Genomic DNA, 15,489 nt, shown 5'->3' on the forward strand with positions numbered 1-15,489 from the left:
ATTTGTCCATCGGTGCAACCGATGGCTATTCAAATTAGACCCCATTCGGGGTATTTTATAGCTCATATTTCTTAAGTTGACGGCTATGGTGTCTCACCGACCGGAGTGCCGCGTATGAAGCGAAAATTTGAAATGCGCCTTATATCTGTCCGGCCTGCGATAGCGGTTTGGCCACAGGAATAAAGAATCATGCCAGCATCTTCTTCAAATTGGCTATGCTTGCCGTAATGCTTGCGTAGGCATCTTTTGGCATATCATGCTCCACAAAAAAATGTTGCATGCCGGCAGTAGAAGCTGCGGCAAATATGGGTTTGAAATCAATCGTGCCTTCGCCCACCGGCATAATATTTTCACGGCCGGCATCCAGGTCTTTTACATGCCACAAAGGAAACCGGCCGGGATAATGATTGAACAGGTCAACCGGGTTTACGCCGCCTTTTATGGCCCAGGCAAGATCAAGCTCAAACTTCACATTATCTTTATCCAATTCATTCAGCATCATTTCATAGGGCACCTTGCCATCCACCATTTTAAACTCTGCATCATGGTTGTGATAGCAGAACTGTATGCCGGCTTTCTTACAGGCTTCGCCGGTTTTTTGCAATACTTCAATTGAGCTTTTTATATCCTCCGTTGTGCTGATGGGTGTATTGGCGCAAACCAAAAAAGGCAGGCCAACAGCCGCCACATCATCTACCAGTTCCTGCATATTATCTTTTAAATTTTTCATGGGTGGAATGGTGATGGGTTTGCCGCTGGCATCTGTTGGCATCTTTGAACCTGGCGGCAGCTTGAACGGCGCGCCTAAAACATGATGCGATCTCCATGCCATGCCCAAACTTTCAACCAGTGATTTAAAGGCTGTTGCCTGCATGCCATAATAACCGCCCTTCTTGCTGAAGGCAGATTCCATTTCTTTATAACCTATATCCGCAATCTTTTTTAATGTGCCGGGCACATCTTCATCAATAATATTAAAAAAAGTAAAGAGCTGCAGGCCAACCGGTGGCATATCTTTCAATTCAAAAAAAGCATGTACATTCTTTGACAGCAGCAAGCCTGCTGTGGCGGCAGCCGTTGTTTGTTTAATAAACTTTCTTCTTTGTAGCATAACGATCGTTTTTTTGGGTGAATGAATTTATTGCGCTTTCAAAATTAAATATAAAGCATCCAGGCGTGCTGAATTGGGCAATGGCTGCGATTGTTGCATATCGCCTAATATCATTGCCGCTTTATCATTTGTATTATATACTTTCCACGCAGGCAGGCCGCTGCCGTTGGGATCGCCTGTTTTTATAAAGTTGGCCCAGTAATAACTCATAACATCTGCAAGCTTGTGATCTGTTGCCGTCCAGGGCCGGTTTACAAACTGCAGGTTGTTGTAAGCATACGGCACTTCGCCTGTATGAAAGGCGCCATACTTTGCATATTCGCCAACGCCCGGCACTTTGCGGGTAAAGCGGTACACATAAACCTTATTGCCTTTTTCGCTTGTTATGTTTGCCCAGGTGTAATTCTGCACGCCAAAAATCATATCGCTGGTAAGGTTATATTGCGAAGCTGCAGCGACAGAATCGTTGGTAGCAGGATAATACTGCAAAATTGTTTTTGCTTTTTCACCATACTGCTGTTGTATTTGTTTTATGTAATCCGCTGCATTTTTTAAAGGGCCTGAGGTGAAGCCTTCGTTTTCGTTCCAGCCGGTTAAAAGGGATACTTTATTTTCTTTGTTTGAAGCAAAAATACCTGCAATGGATTGTGGCAATACATAACCATCTGTAATGACGCCGCGCATAGCATTCGCTTTCATCAGTTCAGTTGCCGGCAGTTTTCTTAATGCCTCAACAGAAGTGGCATGCAGTGCTGCTGCTGTTTTTATGCCTTCCTGTTCTGCCTGCTGAAGGTTATTGTTTGAATTGCGCCGCGAAAAGTTTGCGCCGCTTTCGGCAATGGCTTTGCTGAACAAGCCTTTGGCGAGGGGAGAGGCGACCAATACGTTTACGCTCATGGAGCCTGCAGACTGGCCTGCGATGGTTACATTGGCCGGGTCGCCGCCGAAGGCGGCGATATTCTGCTGTACCCATTTTAATGCTGCAATCTGATCAAGAATCCCATAATTGCCGGAAGCATGATAAGGAGCTTCTTTGGTAAGCCCGGGATGGGCAAAGAAGCCAAATATGCCCACCCGGTAATTAATGCTTACAAATACAATCCCTTTCTTCGCTATGGCTTCACCATCGTAGATGGGCACATTGCTGCCGCCGCTTACAAAGCCGCCGCCGTATATCCAAACCAGTACCGGCAATTTTTTGCCGGCGGATGTTGAACTCGTCCATACATTCAGGTATAAACAATCTTCACTGATGGGTTCCTTTCTTATTAAAAATTCTTCACTCCACATGCTGAATGGCGCTGGCGAAGCCTGCATCGGGCTGGCGCTGAATGTATCACATTGTCTTATGCCAGCCCAGTGTTGTACCGGCTGCGGCGCTTTCCATCTCAATTTGCCAACAGGCGGGGCTGCGAAAGGGATGCCTTTGAAGATGTTTAAGCCATCTTTTGTTATGCCCGAAACCATGCCTGCTTTTGTTTTTACAACCGGCGGTTTTGTTTGGGCAAATGATGTTGCCGTGATGAATAGCAATAAAGGGTAAATAAGTAACCGAGTTATCATTTTGATGCATTGAGGTTTAATATTGTTATTGGTTAGTATAAATATTAGCCGTCATTTCGAAGAAGCATTGCTACAAACATTTTCTTTTACCCAAATCATTCATGCGACTGAGAAATCTCCTGAAGTTTAGGTTGCAAATATCCAGTTTTGAATTGATGGTTATTGCTCAACCCATCTTTAAATACGAGAGATTTCTCCTTCGTCGAAATGACGGGCGAAGAACTTTTTTTATTACAATCAGTGCTTAATTTCAAAGACGCCTCTAAGTTTATAGAAACAGAAATTATATTAGCGCTTATATATATTTCTTCTGCGTAAGCGAGGTTGAAATTAAGTTAAAGAACTATGAAGTTGAAACCTAAAGCTGCCATGAAAAACTGCAGCACAAGTGGTGCGACGCAACCGTGCTTAATAGCATTCCCGGGCTGATTACAGCATAATCATCAAAATAAAATTTATTTTCATTGTTGTCCGGATAACTTGGCTAAAGCCCATTATGCAAGGGTTTCAGATATATAACCCCAGACTTAAGTCTGGGGTTAGTAAAAAGCAGGCTCATAAAGGGCTTTAGCCCAAGAGAAAATACTTTAGCCGGACAATAATGATCTATTTTATTTCTTCAATGCCTCTGCAATGCCTTTCTGCACCAATGGCTCCATTATCTTATAACCTGCCAGTGTTGGGTGCACACCGTCTTTCGACAGGTTTGCCGGCAAGCCTTTTCTTTCATCGGCCATGGCAGAAAAATAATCAACATATACAATGTGGTTTTTATCTGCATAATCTTTCAGCATTTTATTAATGGCCACCACTTTTTCTGCGGGCTGCAGGCCGGGCCTCCATGGAAAATCATAAGCCGGCATTATGGAGCAAATAACCGGTTTTATATTATTGGCTTTGGCCAGCTCCACCATTGAAACAATATTGCCAAAAGTTTCTTCAGGGCGTATGTAACCGGTGTTTTGCGCTATATCATTAATGCCCGCCAGAATCACTACGGCTGCGGGTTTCAGCGCAATTACATCTTCCCGGAAACGCACCAGCATCTGCGGCGTTGTTTGCCCGCTTATACCACGGTCAATATATGGGTTTTGAGAGAAGAAATCAGGATCGGTATTTATCCAGCCATCGGTAATAGAGTTGCCCATAAATACCACGCGGCCTTTAACCGGCGGCATGGCCTTTAATTGCTGGTTGGCTTCATCATAGCGTTTTATATTGGGCCAGTCTTTCAGCATGCCCTGCATTCCTGCTACCTGTTGTGTATTGGGCGATAGTGCCGATTCTGTAATATCCATCGCGCTCAGCCAGTCGCCAAAACGTTCTATCCAAGTATCGGTTGGAATATCCTGTTTGCGCATGCCGAAGCCATGGCCACCTTTTACGTATAAATGCAGCTCTGCAGGATGTTTTGAAGCAAGCCATTTATTATATAAGCTGATGCTATGTGGCGTAAGGTTTAACTGGTCGTCGGATGCAGCCGTAAGGAACAGGGGCGGTGCGTCATTGGCAACAGTTGTTTGCAGGCTGTCAGGAAAAAAAGCATATACAGGGGCCACAAAATCGGGTTTGTTATCAGCCGTATAATTAAATGCAGAAGCTGCTGCAACGGTTCCACCCGCAGAGAAACCCATAATACCTATTTTACCGGCATCAATATCATATTCAGAAGTATGTTTGCGTACATAGCTTATTGCTTCCCGGCCATCAGCTATTGCCATACGTATTGCGGATTTTGTTTCCTCATCGTTTTCATTTCGTTTGTTTATCATGTCCGTCATATCCTGTATGGGGTTATTGGTTTTGCTATGCACCAGCCGGTATTTTAATACAAAGCAGGTTATGCCTTTTTTATTAAGCCATTTGGCCACATCAACGCCTTCACTGTTAATGGATAAAAGATGAAAGCCGCCACCCGGTGCAATAATAACCGCCGTATTTGTTTTGGGCGCTCCTGAATCAGGAAGGTAAACGGTTAATGAGGGATGCGATACATTGTATATAATGGGCGTTTTAAACATATTGCTGTCCTGCCTGGCTTCATCCCAGTTCCAGTTTTCAGAGCCTGGCGCCGCGCCATTGTATAAGGGAATAACGGTTTGTGCATGGATGCTGAATATGTAAAATAGCAGTAATGCAAGCGATAGATAAACTTTTTTCATGGCAATAAATTTATAAGCATTTAACTTAAATGCAATTAAAAACATTGTTGCCGATTTTCAAGGGTGCATTTCAAATTTTCGCAGGTGGGTGGTTACACCCGCCTGTAGAGCCCGCTACCGGTTGGTGTCTCACCGACCGGAAATTTATGAATGGAGCGAAAATTTGAAATGCGCCCATTTTGAATGAATATTTTAGATAAAGCTATCCAATATTCAAATTCACTATAAACACACGCCCCCTTGCAGGCCTGAAACCAGCTTGCAGCAAGGCTTTTAAGCAATCAGTGGTTACATTCTGAAAAAATGGGATCACGAAAATATGACGCGGTCTGACGCTTTTTAAGCGTCTGACCGGTAGCAGGCAGCTAACCTGATTTTATGAAGCAGCAGGCTTATTATATGAATGTGGTACGCCTGTTCTGTATTCAAATTTTTAGTCAGTTATTATAATTTAAAAAGAAATTTGCAGTATGAATGAAGCCGAAAGAAATATATTGGGATTGCACCTGCCCACCGATCCGCGCTGGGTGAACCTTGCCGCCATCAGCCTGGAAGATATATTAACCGATCATGCTTACTGCGAGCAGAAAGCTGCCACAAGCTGTATTTCATTAATACAACGTTATCCTGATAAGATTGAACTGGTGAATGAATTATCGCCTGTTGTAACCGAAGAATGGGGACATTTTCGCCTGGTGCTGCAGGAACTGCGCAAACGCAACCTGCAACTGGGCAAACAGCGCAAGGATGAATATGTGAATAAGCTGCTGCAGTTTGAAACAAAGGGCGGCCGGGAAGAAGACCGGCTGCTGGATAAGCTTTTAATATGCGCCCTGATTGAAGCCCGCAGTTGCGAACGCTTTAAACGTTTGAGCGAAGGCCTGAATGATGATTACCTGCGTAATTTTTACCGCCGCTTTATGGAAAGCGAGGCCGGGCATTATGTAACCTTTATTGAACTGGCGGAGACGTACATGGATAAGGAAAAAGTGCGCAAACGCTGGCAGGAATGGCTGGCATACGAAGCCGGTGTGATGGAAAACCTGGAGGCGAGAGGAGACAGGATGCATTGAGGGGAAGTTTAAAGTTTACAAGTGCACGGGTTTGTTCAGCAGGTTGTTTCTTCTTTATTTAAGGTCTATGCTTAAGATTGTACGGAATGAGGTTGTCTTTTTGCAAATCTGAAATTAAGTCAATGCGATGTTTCTGAAAAATTTATTACTCTGCCTCCTGCATTGCTTGTATATTTTTGCAAGGCAGGTTAATCATAAAATTAATCCCTTGAATTTTTATGAAAGTAATCAACTGCCTTTTATTGGCCTTTTATTTTTCCATTTGCAATTGCAGGATCACAATCTAAAAGCTCCTGTTTTGAACTCCTGGGTAAAGCAGATATTGATACAGGAATTGCCATATTACTGCCTGCCGGGAGTTCAATTTATTATCCCGGTAATAAGGAATCATATCAATCCAAAATTCTTAATGGAAAATTTACTTTTAAAGGTTTCACAACGTATCCATTAAGCTTCCGTTTAGAGATTATTAAGGAGCCTGATTTAACATGCCCTGGGAAGTGTTTTTCCTGACATTAAGGTTTTAAACAAAAATTATGCGCCGGTTCTTTATGCGCCCGCCACAAGCATAAGCAAATACGTCCTGATAGATTTTTGGTTTAGCCACTGTACGCCTTGCCTGCAGGAATTTCCTACATACGCCCGGATTTATGAGCGCTTTAAAAAAAATGGATTTGAGATAGCTGGAATATCGGTTGACCAAAAGCAAGACAGAAATATCTGGGCTAAAGTGGTTATTGAAAAAAAACTTAACTGGGCTCAGTATTTGGACGAAGATGGAAAAATTGCCAACAGGCTATCAATTACACAATTTCCGACTAATTTTTTGCTTGACAGCAATGGTATTATTATAAAAAAGAATCTAATCCCGGAAGAACCTGAAGCATTCTTATCGTCAACAGCGCTATAAGGTATTTCAGGCATGAAAGATTAACCTTTCAACGCATGCATTATAACTGATAAATGGTTTCATAAAGATGTTGTCAATTGAATTCTCTTAAATTGCAACATTCTAAAACTTGTTATAAGCAGCAACATGATGAAGTATTCTATCCTGTTATTACCGGTTATTTTTTTATCAGCGCGCTCTTTTGCCCAATCAACTGAACAATCTGTTTATGATCCGCATGAATTGTTTGCACAGAATTTTTTTACAACGAACGGTAATGAATTTCGTTCCGCAAACGGCGCCCCCGGCCCATTGTACTGGCAAAACAAAGCTGATTATAATATCAAAGCGGCTATTGATACAGCTTCCAATATTTTAACCGCCACAGAAACTATTTACTACACCAATAACAGCCCTGATTCTTTGCCTTCATTGTGGTTAGAGATTGATCAGAATACGTATAAAGAAGATGCCCGTTCCAACTTTTATACACCGGGTTGGGGTGGAAAGAAAATGCATACCAACGGGTATGAATTTAAAAATATAGCAACAGAATATAAAGGCAAAAGCACAACGGCAGATCATATTATTACCGATACAAGATTACAGATAAGATTAGCCCATGCATTGCCGCCCAAACAAAGCATTACCATACACATCAGCTATCAATATACAATTCCCGGCGCATTTGGCGGAAGAACGGATTACTATGCAACAAAGAATGGAAAAGTGTACGAAATAGCGCAATGGTACCCGCGTATGTGCGTGTATGATGATCTGAGCGGATGGGCCAGCCTGCCTTTCCTCGGCAGCGGTGAATTTTATTGCGAGTATGGCGATTTTGATTACACGGTTACAGTACCCGAAAGTATGATCGTGGCCGGCAGCGGCGAATTGCTGAATGAACAGGAAGTATTGTCATCAGCACAAATAAAAAGATTGAATGATGCAAGGGCCAGCGATAAAACAATAATGATAAGGACGGAAAATGAAGTAAACAGCGATGCTCAAAAAACATTTAACAACAAAACACTTACCTGGCATTTTAAGATGAACAATACACGCGATGTGGCCTTTGGCGTATCGAAAGCTTATATGTGGGATGCGGCAAAGGTAAATTTGCCCGGCGGCAAAAAATGTCTGGCCATGTCCGTTTATCCTGTTGAAAGTGCGGGCAATGATGCATGGGGCAGGGCAACTGAATACTTGAAAAAATCAATAGAATATTTTTCGGAAAAATGGTTTGTGTATCCTTATCCTGTTGCGGTGAATGAAGCGGGCATTGCAGGCGGAATGGAGTATCCCGGAATTGTGTTTGATGGCTGGCATGATAAAACAGGTGAACTGTATTGGGTAACGGCCCATGAGATTGGCCACAACTGGTTCCCGATGATTGTGGGCAGCGATGAGCGGCGTTATGCCTGGATGGATGAAGGCTTTAATACTTTTATTGATGTGTACGCAGCCGATGATTTTAATAAGGGCGAATATGCGCCAAAACGCGATGGCGAATATGCGCCGGGCAAAGGCAATCCCGCCGATGAAATTATACCGTTGCTGAAAGATTCATTGGCGCCTTCCATGATGAGCCGTGCCGATATGCTTACAGAAAAATACCGTCACCCGCTGGTTTACTTTAAACCGGCATTTGGTCTGGTTTTATTGCGTGAGGTTGTATTAGGGCCAGACCGGTTTGATTATGCGTTTAAGAAATACACAGAGCGCTGGGCATATAAACATCCTTCACCGGATGATTTTTTCAGAACGATGAATAATGAAGCGGGAGAGGACCTTTCCTGGTTCTGGAAAGAATGGTTTGTAAACAACTGGCAACTGGATATAGCTGTTTCAGATGTAAGCAATAAAACAGAAGATGGAGCCAATACAGCTACGGTTGTTATCAATAATCTTCAGAAAATGGCAATGCCCTGCACCGTTGAATTAGGTTTAAAAGATGGGAGCAAACAACTTGTGCAACTGCCTGTGGAAACCTGGCTGCAATCATCCAAATTTACATTGCGTATAAAAACATCGCAGCCGGTGCAATCAGTTATTATTGACCCTAAACAGCAATTGCCCGACAGCAACAGGGAGAATAATGCCTGGAAAGAATAAGTAAACAATCTTTAAAATACATAACTATATAACGACTGCGAAACAATGAAGGTTAAACACATCTCTTTACTGCTTGCATTTTTTAGCTTCCTGTTTACAACGCATGCGCAATCTTCAAAATCAAAACAAATCAGTACTGACCTGTTCGGGATATTTTTTGAAGACATCAGTTATGCTGCCGATGGCGGCTTATATGCAGAACTGATTCAGAACCGTTCCTTTGAATATAATCCCGGTGATAAAGACGCCTGGGCGCAAAACCGCAGCGGCTGGAATGCCTTCACTTCCTGGAACTATACAACAAAAGGGTATGGCTATGGCGATATCTCGATAGAAACAGCATCGCCTTTACACAACAGCAATCCGCACTATCTTGTAATAAAAGTGGAAGAGGCCGGAACAGATGGCGTGGGCATAACCAATTCCGGCTTTGATGGCATTGCTGTTAAAAAAAATGAACAGTATAACTTTTCTGCCTTCATTCAAAACTTATCCGGCAATGCGCTTGCCTTCGAAATAAAATTATTGAATAAGAAAGGCGATACGCTGGCATTGGATTCTTTCAAAACAAATTCAGATTTCTGGAAAAAATATACAGCAACACTTACCGCAACTGCAGATGATGACAGTTGCAGTTTTGCTATACTGTGTAAAACAAAAGGAAAGTTTGCCATAGACATGGTATCGCTGTTTCCGCAACATACTTTTAAAAATGAGCCCAATGGTTTGCGTGCCGATATTGCCCGGACTATTGCTGATCTTCATCCGCAATTCATGCGCTTTCCCGGAGGCTGTTTGGTGCATGGCGACGGGCTGGATAACATGTATCGCTGGAAGAATACCATCGGCCCGGTGGAAGAAAGAAAGGAGCAAAAAAATATCTGGGGCTATCATCAAACTGCCGGGCTGGGTTTCTACGAATACTTCCGTTTTTGCGAGGATATCGGCGCTAAACCTTTGCCTATTGTTGCTGCAGGTGTAAGTTGCCAGAACTCCGGTGGCACATGGCGTATTGGCGGAACGGACAAAGAGCAATTCCGATGGATGCGATGCAGCCGTATGTTCAGGATGTATTGGATTTAATAGAATATGCAAATGGCGATGCAACTACAACCTGGGGCGCCAAACGTGCTGCGGCAGGCCATCCCACACCATTCAATTTGCAATACATTGGCGTGGGCAATGAAGATAAGCAAACGGATGAATTCAGACAGCGGTTTAAAATGATCTATGATGCCGTGAAAGCCAAACATCCTGAGATAACCGTGATTGGCACTGTTGGCCCTTTTTATACAGGTGAAGATTATGATCTTGGATGGAAGTTTGCAAACGAATTAAACATCCCTGTTGTGGATGAGCATTATTATGAAAAGCCCGAATGGTTTTTAACCAACCAGCATCGGTATGATAATTATAGCCGCAGTAAATCCAAAGTATATGTGGGTGAATATGCATCGCAGGGCAACACTTTGTACAATGCATTGGCGGAAGCTGCTTATATGACATCGCTTGAACGCAACGGCGATGTGGTTTTGATGGCATCGTATGCGCCTTTGCTGGCAAATAAGAACCATACATCCTGGAACCCCGATCTTATCTATTTCAGTAATACAACAGTTGCGCCCACTGTAAATTATTATGTGCAGCAGTTATTCTCGGTAAATGCCGGCAGCAAATACTATCCGAACATTGTTTCCTTTGATAAAAAAGATTCAACGCTGGCTGCCTCCTGTGTAAGCGACAGTAAAACGGGCGATATTGTTTTAAAGATTGTAAATGCCGGGCCTGCAGATGCTGCTGCCAGGATCAATCTGTCATCGTTCAAAATAAAAAACACAACAGCAGGCCTTGTTATGCTGAAAGGCGATAAAGGCGCCGTGAATGATTTTAATAATCCCAAAGCTGTTGTGCCGGTTGCTTCGGAAATAATATTAAACAAAAATTCATCGTATAATGTTCCGGCTTATTCGCTCAGCGTAATACGCATAAGCGCGAAAAAATAAACCGGCCTGCAAAATGCTAAACCCCCGGGCTTAACATTTAGGGTATAGCCATTAATCCACTACAACGTTTTCGTAAATAAAGGCTTTGTTTTTATCAGTCATAAATAATATACTTCGTACACTTGCTTTAATAATTATAATTACACAATAAATGAGCTTGCAATCTTTATTTGATCTTTCAGGGAAAACAGCATTGGTTACCGGTTGCGATAAAGGCATTGGGAAAGCTTATGCAATAGCTTTGGCCGAAGCAGGCGCAGATATTATCGGTGCATCGCGTTCGCTTGAGAACGGCAGCAGCATTGAGAAAGAGGTTACTGCGCTTGGCAAAATTTTCAGGCCGTATAAAGTTGACCTGGAAGACAGGGCTTCTGTATATGCTTTTATTGAGAAAGTAAAAGCTGAAAACAAAGCAATAGATATTCTCGTAAACAATGCAGGCACCATCATGCGCAAGCCTGCGGCTGAACATCCCGATGCATACTGGGATAAGGTGATTGATATAAACCTCAACGCACAGTTTATCTTAACCCGCGAGTTTGGAAAAGATATGATTGAAAAAGGCAGTGGTAAGATCGTGTTTACCTGTTCCATGCTTTCTTACCAGGGCGGTATTACCGTGCCCGGTTATACCGCCAGCAAATCGGCCATTGCAGGGCTGGTAAAAGCATTTGCGAATGAATGGGCAGGCAAAGGCATTAATATAAATGGCATTGCGCCGGGTTATATTGCCACAGATAATACACAGGCTTTGCGTGAAGATGCGGCAAGAAATAAATCAATACTCGAACGCATTCCCGCCAGCCGCTGGGGCACACCCGATGACTTAAAAGGAGCCATTATTTATTTATGTTCTCCTGCTTCAGATTATGTAAACGGCACTATATTAAATGTGGATGGGGGCTGGATGGCGAGGTAAGAATGTTTAAAGTTTAATGTTTAAAGTTCACGGGTTTATGGGTTTAGGGTTTAAAGCATAAAGTGAACGGGCTTACATTCACGATTGACGTTTGACGATTCACGTTACCATTCACGAAAAAAATAATTTATGGAAATACGGTTTGAACATGGCATTAAAGAAACGGCGGCAATGCAGACAGATGAGTTGCGTTCATCCTTTCTGGTTGACAAGCTGATGCAGGATGATAAAATTCAGCTGGTGTATTCTCATTACGACCGCGTAATTGTTGGCGGCGCCAGGCCTGTGCGTCAGCAATTGTTTTTAGATACGCACCCCGAACTGCGCGCTGCTTATTTTTTACTGCGCCGTGAGCTCGGCATTATCAATGTTGGCGGCAGGGGAAAAATTATTGCTGATGATGCCGTGTATGAATTAAACAAACTTGATTGTTTGTATGTGGGCAAGGGCGTGCAAAAAGTTTACTTCGAAAGTGTTGATGCAAAAGAGCCTGCTGTATTCTATTTACTTTCTTCACCTGCACATGCTGTACACCCGGTTCAGTTTGCACGTAAGGAAGATGCAGAGAATGCTGTGCTGGGTTCTTTGCAAACCAGCAATGAAAGAACCATTTACCGCTATATACATGAGAACGGTTTAAAGAGCTGCCAGCTTGTAATGGGCTTAACTATTTTAAACACCGGCAGCGTTTGGAATACCATGCCTGCCCACACCCATACCCGCCGCATGGAAGCTTATTTTTATTTTGATGTGCCCGAAGGCCAGCGCGTATTGCACTTCATGGGCCAGCCACAGGAGACCAGGCATATTGTTGTTGCCAATCATGAGGCGGTTATTTCTCCGCCCTGGAGCATACATGCAGGCTGCGGCACCAGCAATTATGGGTTTATTTGGGGCATGGCCGGCGAAAATTATACTTACTCCGATATGAATGCTGTTGCTATTGCCGATTTGAGATAATACGGCCGGTTTGGGCAGGAAATGCTTCTGTATTATAACCTGTATTGCCCCAATAAAAATATTGCATAAACAGCTATAACGAATTGAAAACGGGAGAAGGCATTTTTTGGGTTATTTTGTTTTATGCCGTAATATAGGTATAACGTTCATTGTAACGGACGATACATCAAAGAGCAAAACAGGCATTTCTAAAAAAGATGAACAATCTTTTAAAATACATTCGTTCGCTGACAAATTTTTCTGACGAGAGTTGGGATTTGTTGCAACCTGCATTAACAAAAAGAGCGTTCAGGAAAAATGAATTTTTACTAAAGCAGGGGCAAATTTGTAATTCACTGTTTTATATTATCAACGGCTATTGTAAAAGCTATTATGAAATTGACGGTATTGTGAAAAACACAGGCTTTTTCTTTGAAAATGAAATTGCCACAAATATGAACAGTTTTGGCAGCGGACGAAAATCTGAATTTAACATCGTGGCCTGTGAACCGCTGACGGCCATAGTTTTTCGCAAAGACAAATTGTTTCAGGCAGCGAAACAAGCCGGTGAAATAGAAACTTTGGGAAGGAACTGCATACGCTTGTTTGCTACGAAACAAGAAGAATTTTCAACTTTGTTCAGGCTTTATTCAGCACCGGAACGGTTGGCATACATAGAAACAAAGTATCCTGAAATTTTACAAAGGGTTTCGCTTTCTCAATTAGCATCATTTCTTGGTGTAACAAGGGAAACCTTAAGCAGAATCCGAAAAAAAAGAATGCAGCTTTAATTTTGTGACGATTATCACAGGCCTGGCATTGGCCTATTGTTCAGTTTTGCATAAAATAAATATGCAATCACTAAAAAAAATTGACGAAACAACCAATGTCATTACCTGGTTTGAAATTCCTGTATCAGATATTGACAGGGCAAAAAAATTCTATGAAACCATTTTAGATATTGAAATGGTAAAACGGGCAGATGGAAATGATGAAGCGGTTTTCTTTCCGTTTAATCCAGGGGTTGTTCAGGCTACATCAGGACGCGTAACAGGTATATTGTCAAAAACAGCAAGAAACAACCCGTCAGGCAACGGCACAGTAGTTTACATTAATGCAAGCCCATATATTCAAACCGTTCTTGACAAAGTGGAACAGACAGGTGGAAAAATTATTGCACCTAAAATGCAAATCCCGGCAGGATTTATTGCCATAATCATTGACACGGAAGGAAACAAAATAGGGCTTTACGCTGAACAATAAAACGTTCTGCCTGTGCTTCAATACAAATGGCGATTTCCTGGTTTTTTAAATTAAGAGATTATACACTTGTAGTTGGCCGTGTTAATTAAAATCAGGATAAAATGGAAAATATAAAAAGAAAAACAAAGCAACCAGACAACACGGCATTGCGGACAGCGTTATGGCGGGCGTTACATGTGCAGGCAGACGATAAACCTTATATTATTGAAGACGAAATTGGGTTTCATTTAATTAAACCCGAAAAAGGCTGGCAGGAACAACCTGATATGAAATATACAAAACGGCTTCGGGCTTCTATTGTTGCCCGTGGCAGCACCTTTCAATAATCATAATGCCGCCGGGCAATAGCCTGTATATATTATCCCGTTATTATATCAATGTTTTATTTTAAAAACTGGTTATTTATGGCAATAAAATTGCCTGATTGATAATGGTTATAACTTCATTAAAAAATTATCTATGCCATATTTTAAAAGTAAAACAGGTACAGAAACGCTTCAGTTATTTTATGAAGACCTTGGAAATGATAACCCAATTGTTTTTATTGGCGGCTGGCCGCTAACGCATCAAATGTGGGAATACCAGTTAACGCCCTTACGGGAACTGGGTTACCGTTGTATTGTGTATGACAGGCGGGGGTTTGGTAAATCAGACCAGTCGCTTAACAGCTATGATTACGATACGCTGGCAGAAGACCTTAAAAATTTGCTGGATGAACTGGATGTGAATAACGCTACCCTGGTTGGTTTTTCAATGGGCGGGGGAGAAGTAGTGCGTTATTGCAGCAAACATGCCTGCGAAAGGGTAAGCCGCATTATCCTGGTAAGTTCAGTTGTTCCATATATGTTGGAAACAGGTGATAATCCGGACGGGGTGCCGTTGGAAACTTTCAGGGAATTTGACCAGGAAATAAGAAAAGACCGCCCAGGGTTTCTTGCAAATTTTGCAAAGCAGTTTTATGGGATAGGCTTTTTTAGCCACCCGGTAAGTGCAGGCATAGTGGAATGGACAAATTCGCTCGCTTTTACAGCTTCCCAAAAAGCTATGCTCAGTTGTGCCGAATCTTTTTCCCAAACTGATTTCAGGAACGAGCTTTCCGCTATCACCGTGCCTGCTTTAATTATTCATGGTGATGAGGATAAAACAGTGCCCATAAAAGCAACCGGTGAAGTGGCTGCCAAATTAATAAAGGGCGCTTTATACAAGGTTTATCCCGGCGCCCCGCACGGCTTATTCTTTACGCATAAAAATATTTTGAACAGGGATATTATTTCGTTTATTTCTGCAGGGGTTGTAGATGAGAATGATATACTGGAAGAAGGATATGAGATACTGCCCGGTAATGAACCTTTGATAATAAGGGATGGTGAGCAGGAGTGAGTTAAGAGGCCTGCGCTTGCAAACAGTTACCATACAAACAATCAATACACAATAACAATATTCAGGATGCCG

At 42.4% G+C, this 15,489-nt stretch carries 14 protein-coding genes; 11 read left to right on the top strand and 3 right to left on the bottom strand.

All coding sequences use genetic code 11. The annotated features are described in order from the left end of the window. Nucleotides 1-187 precede the first annotated feature (187 nt). The 3 genes from QM629_RS06720 to QM629_RS06730 all read right to left on the bottom strand — a co-directional run bounded on the left by QM629_RS06720 (nucleotide 188) and on the right by QM629_RS06730 (nucleotide 4,836). Nucleotides 188-1,111: a sugar phosphate isomerase/epimerase family protein gene (locus QM629_RS06720; RefSeq protein WP_415158481.1), complete on the bottom strand. Its 924-nt coding sequence runs from the start codon at nucleotides 1,109-1,111 to the stop codon at nucleotides 188-190. A gap of 27 nt (nucleotides 1,112-1,138) precedes the next feature. Next, nucleotides 1,139-2,674, bottom strand: a complete 1,536-nt coding sequence (locus tag QM629_RS06725) for a carboxylesterase/lipase family protein (RefSeq protein WP_415158483.1) — start codon at nucleotides 2,672-2,674, stop codon at nucleotides 1,139-1,141. A gap of 611 nt (nucleotides 2,675-3,285) precedes the next feature. Next, complete coding sequence (locus QM629_RS06730) at nucleotides 3,286-4,836, bottom strand: GDSL-type esterase/lipase family protein (protein ID WP_415158485.1); 1,551 nt, start codon at nucleotides 4,834-4,836, stop codon at nucleotides 3,286-3,288. 470 nt (nucleotides 4,837-5,306) lie between these two features. Between QM629_RS06730 and QM629_RS06735 the strand changes: the two genes are divergently transcribed. The 11 genes from QM629_RS06735 to QM629_RS06785 all read left to right on the top strand — a co-directional run bounded on the left by QM629_RS06735 (nucleotide 5,307) and on the right by QM629_RS06785 (nucleotide 15,417). Continuing rightward, nucleotides 5,307-5,909, top strand: a complete 603-nt coding sequence (locus tag QM629_RS06735; protein WP_415158487.1) for a tRNA-(ms[2]io[6]A)-hydroxylase — start codon at nucleotides 5,307-5,309, stop codon at nucleotides 5,907-5,909. A gap of 493 nt (nucleotides 5,910-6,402) precedes the next feature. Next, a complete protein-coding gene (locus QM629_RS06740) occupies nucleotides 6,403-6,819 on the top strand; it encodes a peroxiredoxin family protein (protein ID WP_415158529.1) in 417 nt (138 codons plus the stop codon). A 126-nt stretch (nucleotides 6,820-6,945) separates the two neighbouring features. Beyond that, nucleotides 6,946-8,913: a M1 family metallopeptidase gene (locus QM629_RS06745; RefSeq protein WP_415158489.1), complete on the top strand. Its 1,968-nt coding sequence runs from the start codon at nucleotides 6,946-6,948 to the stop codon at nucleotides 8,911-8,913. Nucleotides 8,914-8,958: 45 nt separating this feature from the next. Then, the gene (locus tag QM629_RS06750) at nucleotides 8,959-9,996 is read left to right on the top strand and encodes a carbohydrate binding domain-containing protein (protein WP_415158491.1); all 1,038 of its coding nucleotides are present in this window, start codon (nucleotides 8,959-8,961) and stop codon (nucleotides 9,994-9,996) included. After that, on the top strand, nucleotides 9,954-10,916 hold the full coding sequence (locus QM629_RS06755) for an alpha-L-arabinofuranosidase C-terminal domain-containing protein (RefSeq protein ID WP_415158493.1): 963 nt from the start codon (nucleotides 9,954-9,956) through the stop codon (nucleotides 10,914-10,916). The genes QM629_RS06750 and QM629_RS06755 overlap by 43 nt, the downstream gene beginning before the upstream one ends. A gap of 151 nt (nucleotides 10,917-11,067) precedes the next feature. Beyond that, nucleotides 11,068-11,835, top strand: coding sequence for a 2-dehydro-3-deoxy-D-gluconate 5-dehydrogenase KduD (gene kduD / locus QM629_RS06760; RefSeq protein WP_415158495.1), 768 nt, complete (start codon nucleotides 11,068-11,070; stop codon nucleotides 11,833-11,835). A 129-nt stretch (nucleotides 11,836-11,964) separates the two neighbouring features. Then, complete coding sequence (gene kduI / locus QM629_RS06765; RefSeq protein WP_415158497.1) at nucleotides 11,965-12,795, top strand: 5-dehydro-4-deoxy-D-glucuronate isomerase; 831 nt, start codon at nucleotides 11,965-11,967, stop codon at nucleotides 12,793-12,795. Between the two features lie 197 nt (nucleotides 12,796-12,992). Next, a complete protein-coding gene (locus QM629_RS06770) occupies nucleotides 12,993-13,565 on the top strand; it encodes a Crp/Fnr family transcriptional regulator (RefSeq protein ID WP_415158499.1) in 573 nt (190 codons plus the stop codon). Between the two features lie 61 nt (nucleotides 13,566-13,626). Further along, nucleotides 13,627-14,037 (top strand): VOC family protein, encoded by a 411-nt coding sequence (locus tag QM629_RS06775; protein ID WP_415158501.1) that lies wholly within the window; start codon nucleotides 13,627-13,629, stop codon nucleotides 14,035-14,037. 101 nt (nucleotides 14,038-14,138) lie between these two features. Beyond that, nucleotides 14,139-14,363, top strand: coding sequence for a hypothetical protein (locus QM629_RS06780; RefSeq protein ID WP_415158503.1), 225 nt, complete (start codon nucleotides 14,139-14,141; stop codon nucleotides 14,361-14,363). 133 nt (nucleotides 14,364-14,496) lie between these two features. Further along, nucleotides 14,497-15,417 (top strand): alpha/beta fold hydrolase, encoded by a 921-nt coding sequence (locus tag QM629_RS06785; protein ID WP_415158505.1) that lies wholly within the window; start codon nucleotides 14,497-14,499, stop codon nucleotides 15,415-15,417. Nucleotides 15,418-15,489: the final 72 nt, after the last annotated feature.

It is taken from the genome of Parafilimonas sp. (assembly GCF_047606085.1).
Classification (GTDB): domain Bacteria; phylum Bacteroidota; class Bacteroidia; order Chitinophagales; family Chitinophagaceae; genus Parafilimonas.

Coding starts and splice junctions, on each gene's coding strand:
- QM629_RS06720 (WP_415158481.1), bottom strand. CDS start 1,111: ATGCTACAAAGAAGAAAGTTTATTAAACAAACAACGGCTGCCGCCACA.
- QM629_RS06725 (WP_415158483.1), bottom strand. CDS start 2,674: ATGATAACTCGGTTACTTATTTACCCTTTATTGCTATTCATCACGGCA.
- QM629_RS06730 (WP_415158485.1), bottom strand. CDS start 4,836: ATGAAAAAAGTTTATCTATCGCTTGCATTACTGCTATTTTACATATTC.
- QM629_RS06735 (WP_415158487.1), top strand. CDS start 5,307: ATGAATGAAGCCGAAAGAAATATATTGGGATTGCACCTGCCCACCGAT.
- QM629_RS06745 (WP_415158489.1), top strand. CDS start 6,946: ATGATGAAGTATTCTATCCTGTTATTACCGGTTATTTTTTTATCAGCG.
- QM629_RS06750 (WP_415158491.1), top strand. CDS start 8,959: ATGAAGGTTAAACACATCTCTTTACTGCTTGCATTTTTTAGCTTCCTG.
- QM629_RS06755 (WP_415158493.1), top strand. CDS start 9,954: ATGGATGCGATGCAGCCGTATGTTCAGGATGTATTGGATTTAATAGAA.
- kduD (WP_415158495.1), top strand. CDS start 11,068: ATGAGCTTGCAATCTTTATTTGATCTTTCAGGGAAAACAGCATTGGTT.
- kduI (WP_415158497.1), top strand. CDS start 11,965: ATGGAAATACGGTTTGAACATGGCATTAAAGAAACGGCGGCAATGCAG.
- QM629_RS06770 (WP_415158499.1), top strand. CDS start 12,993: ATGAACAATCTTTTAAAATACATTCGTTCGCTGACAAATTTTTCTGAC.
- QM629_RS06775 (WP_415158501.1), top strand. CDS start 13,627: ATGCAATCACTAAAAAAAATTGACGAAACAACCAATGTCATTACCTGG.
- QM629_RS06780 (WP_415158503.1), top strand. CDS start 14,139: ATGGAAAATATAAAAAGAAAAACAAAGCAACCAGACAACACGGCATTG.
- QM629_RS06785 (WP_415158505.1), top strand. CDS start 14,497: ATGCCATATTTTAAAAGTAAAACAGGTACAGAAACGCTTCAGTTATTT.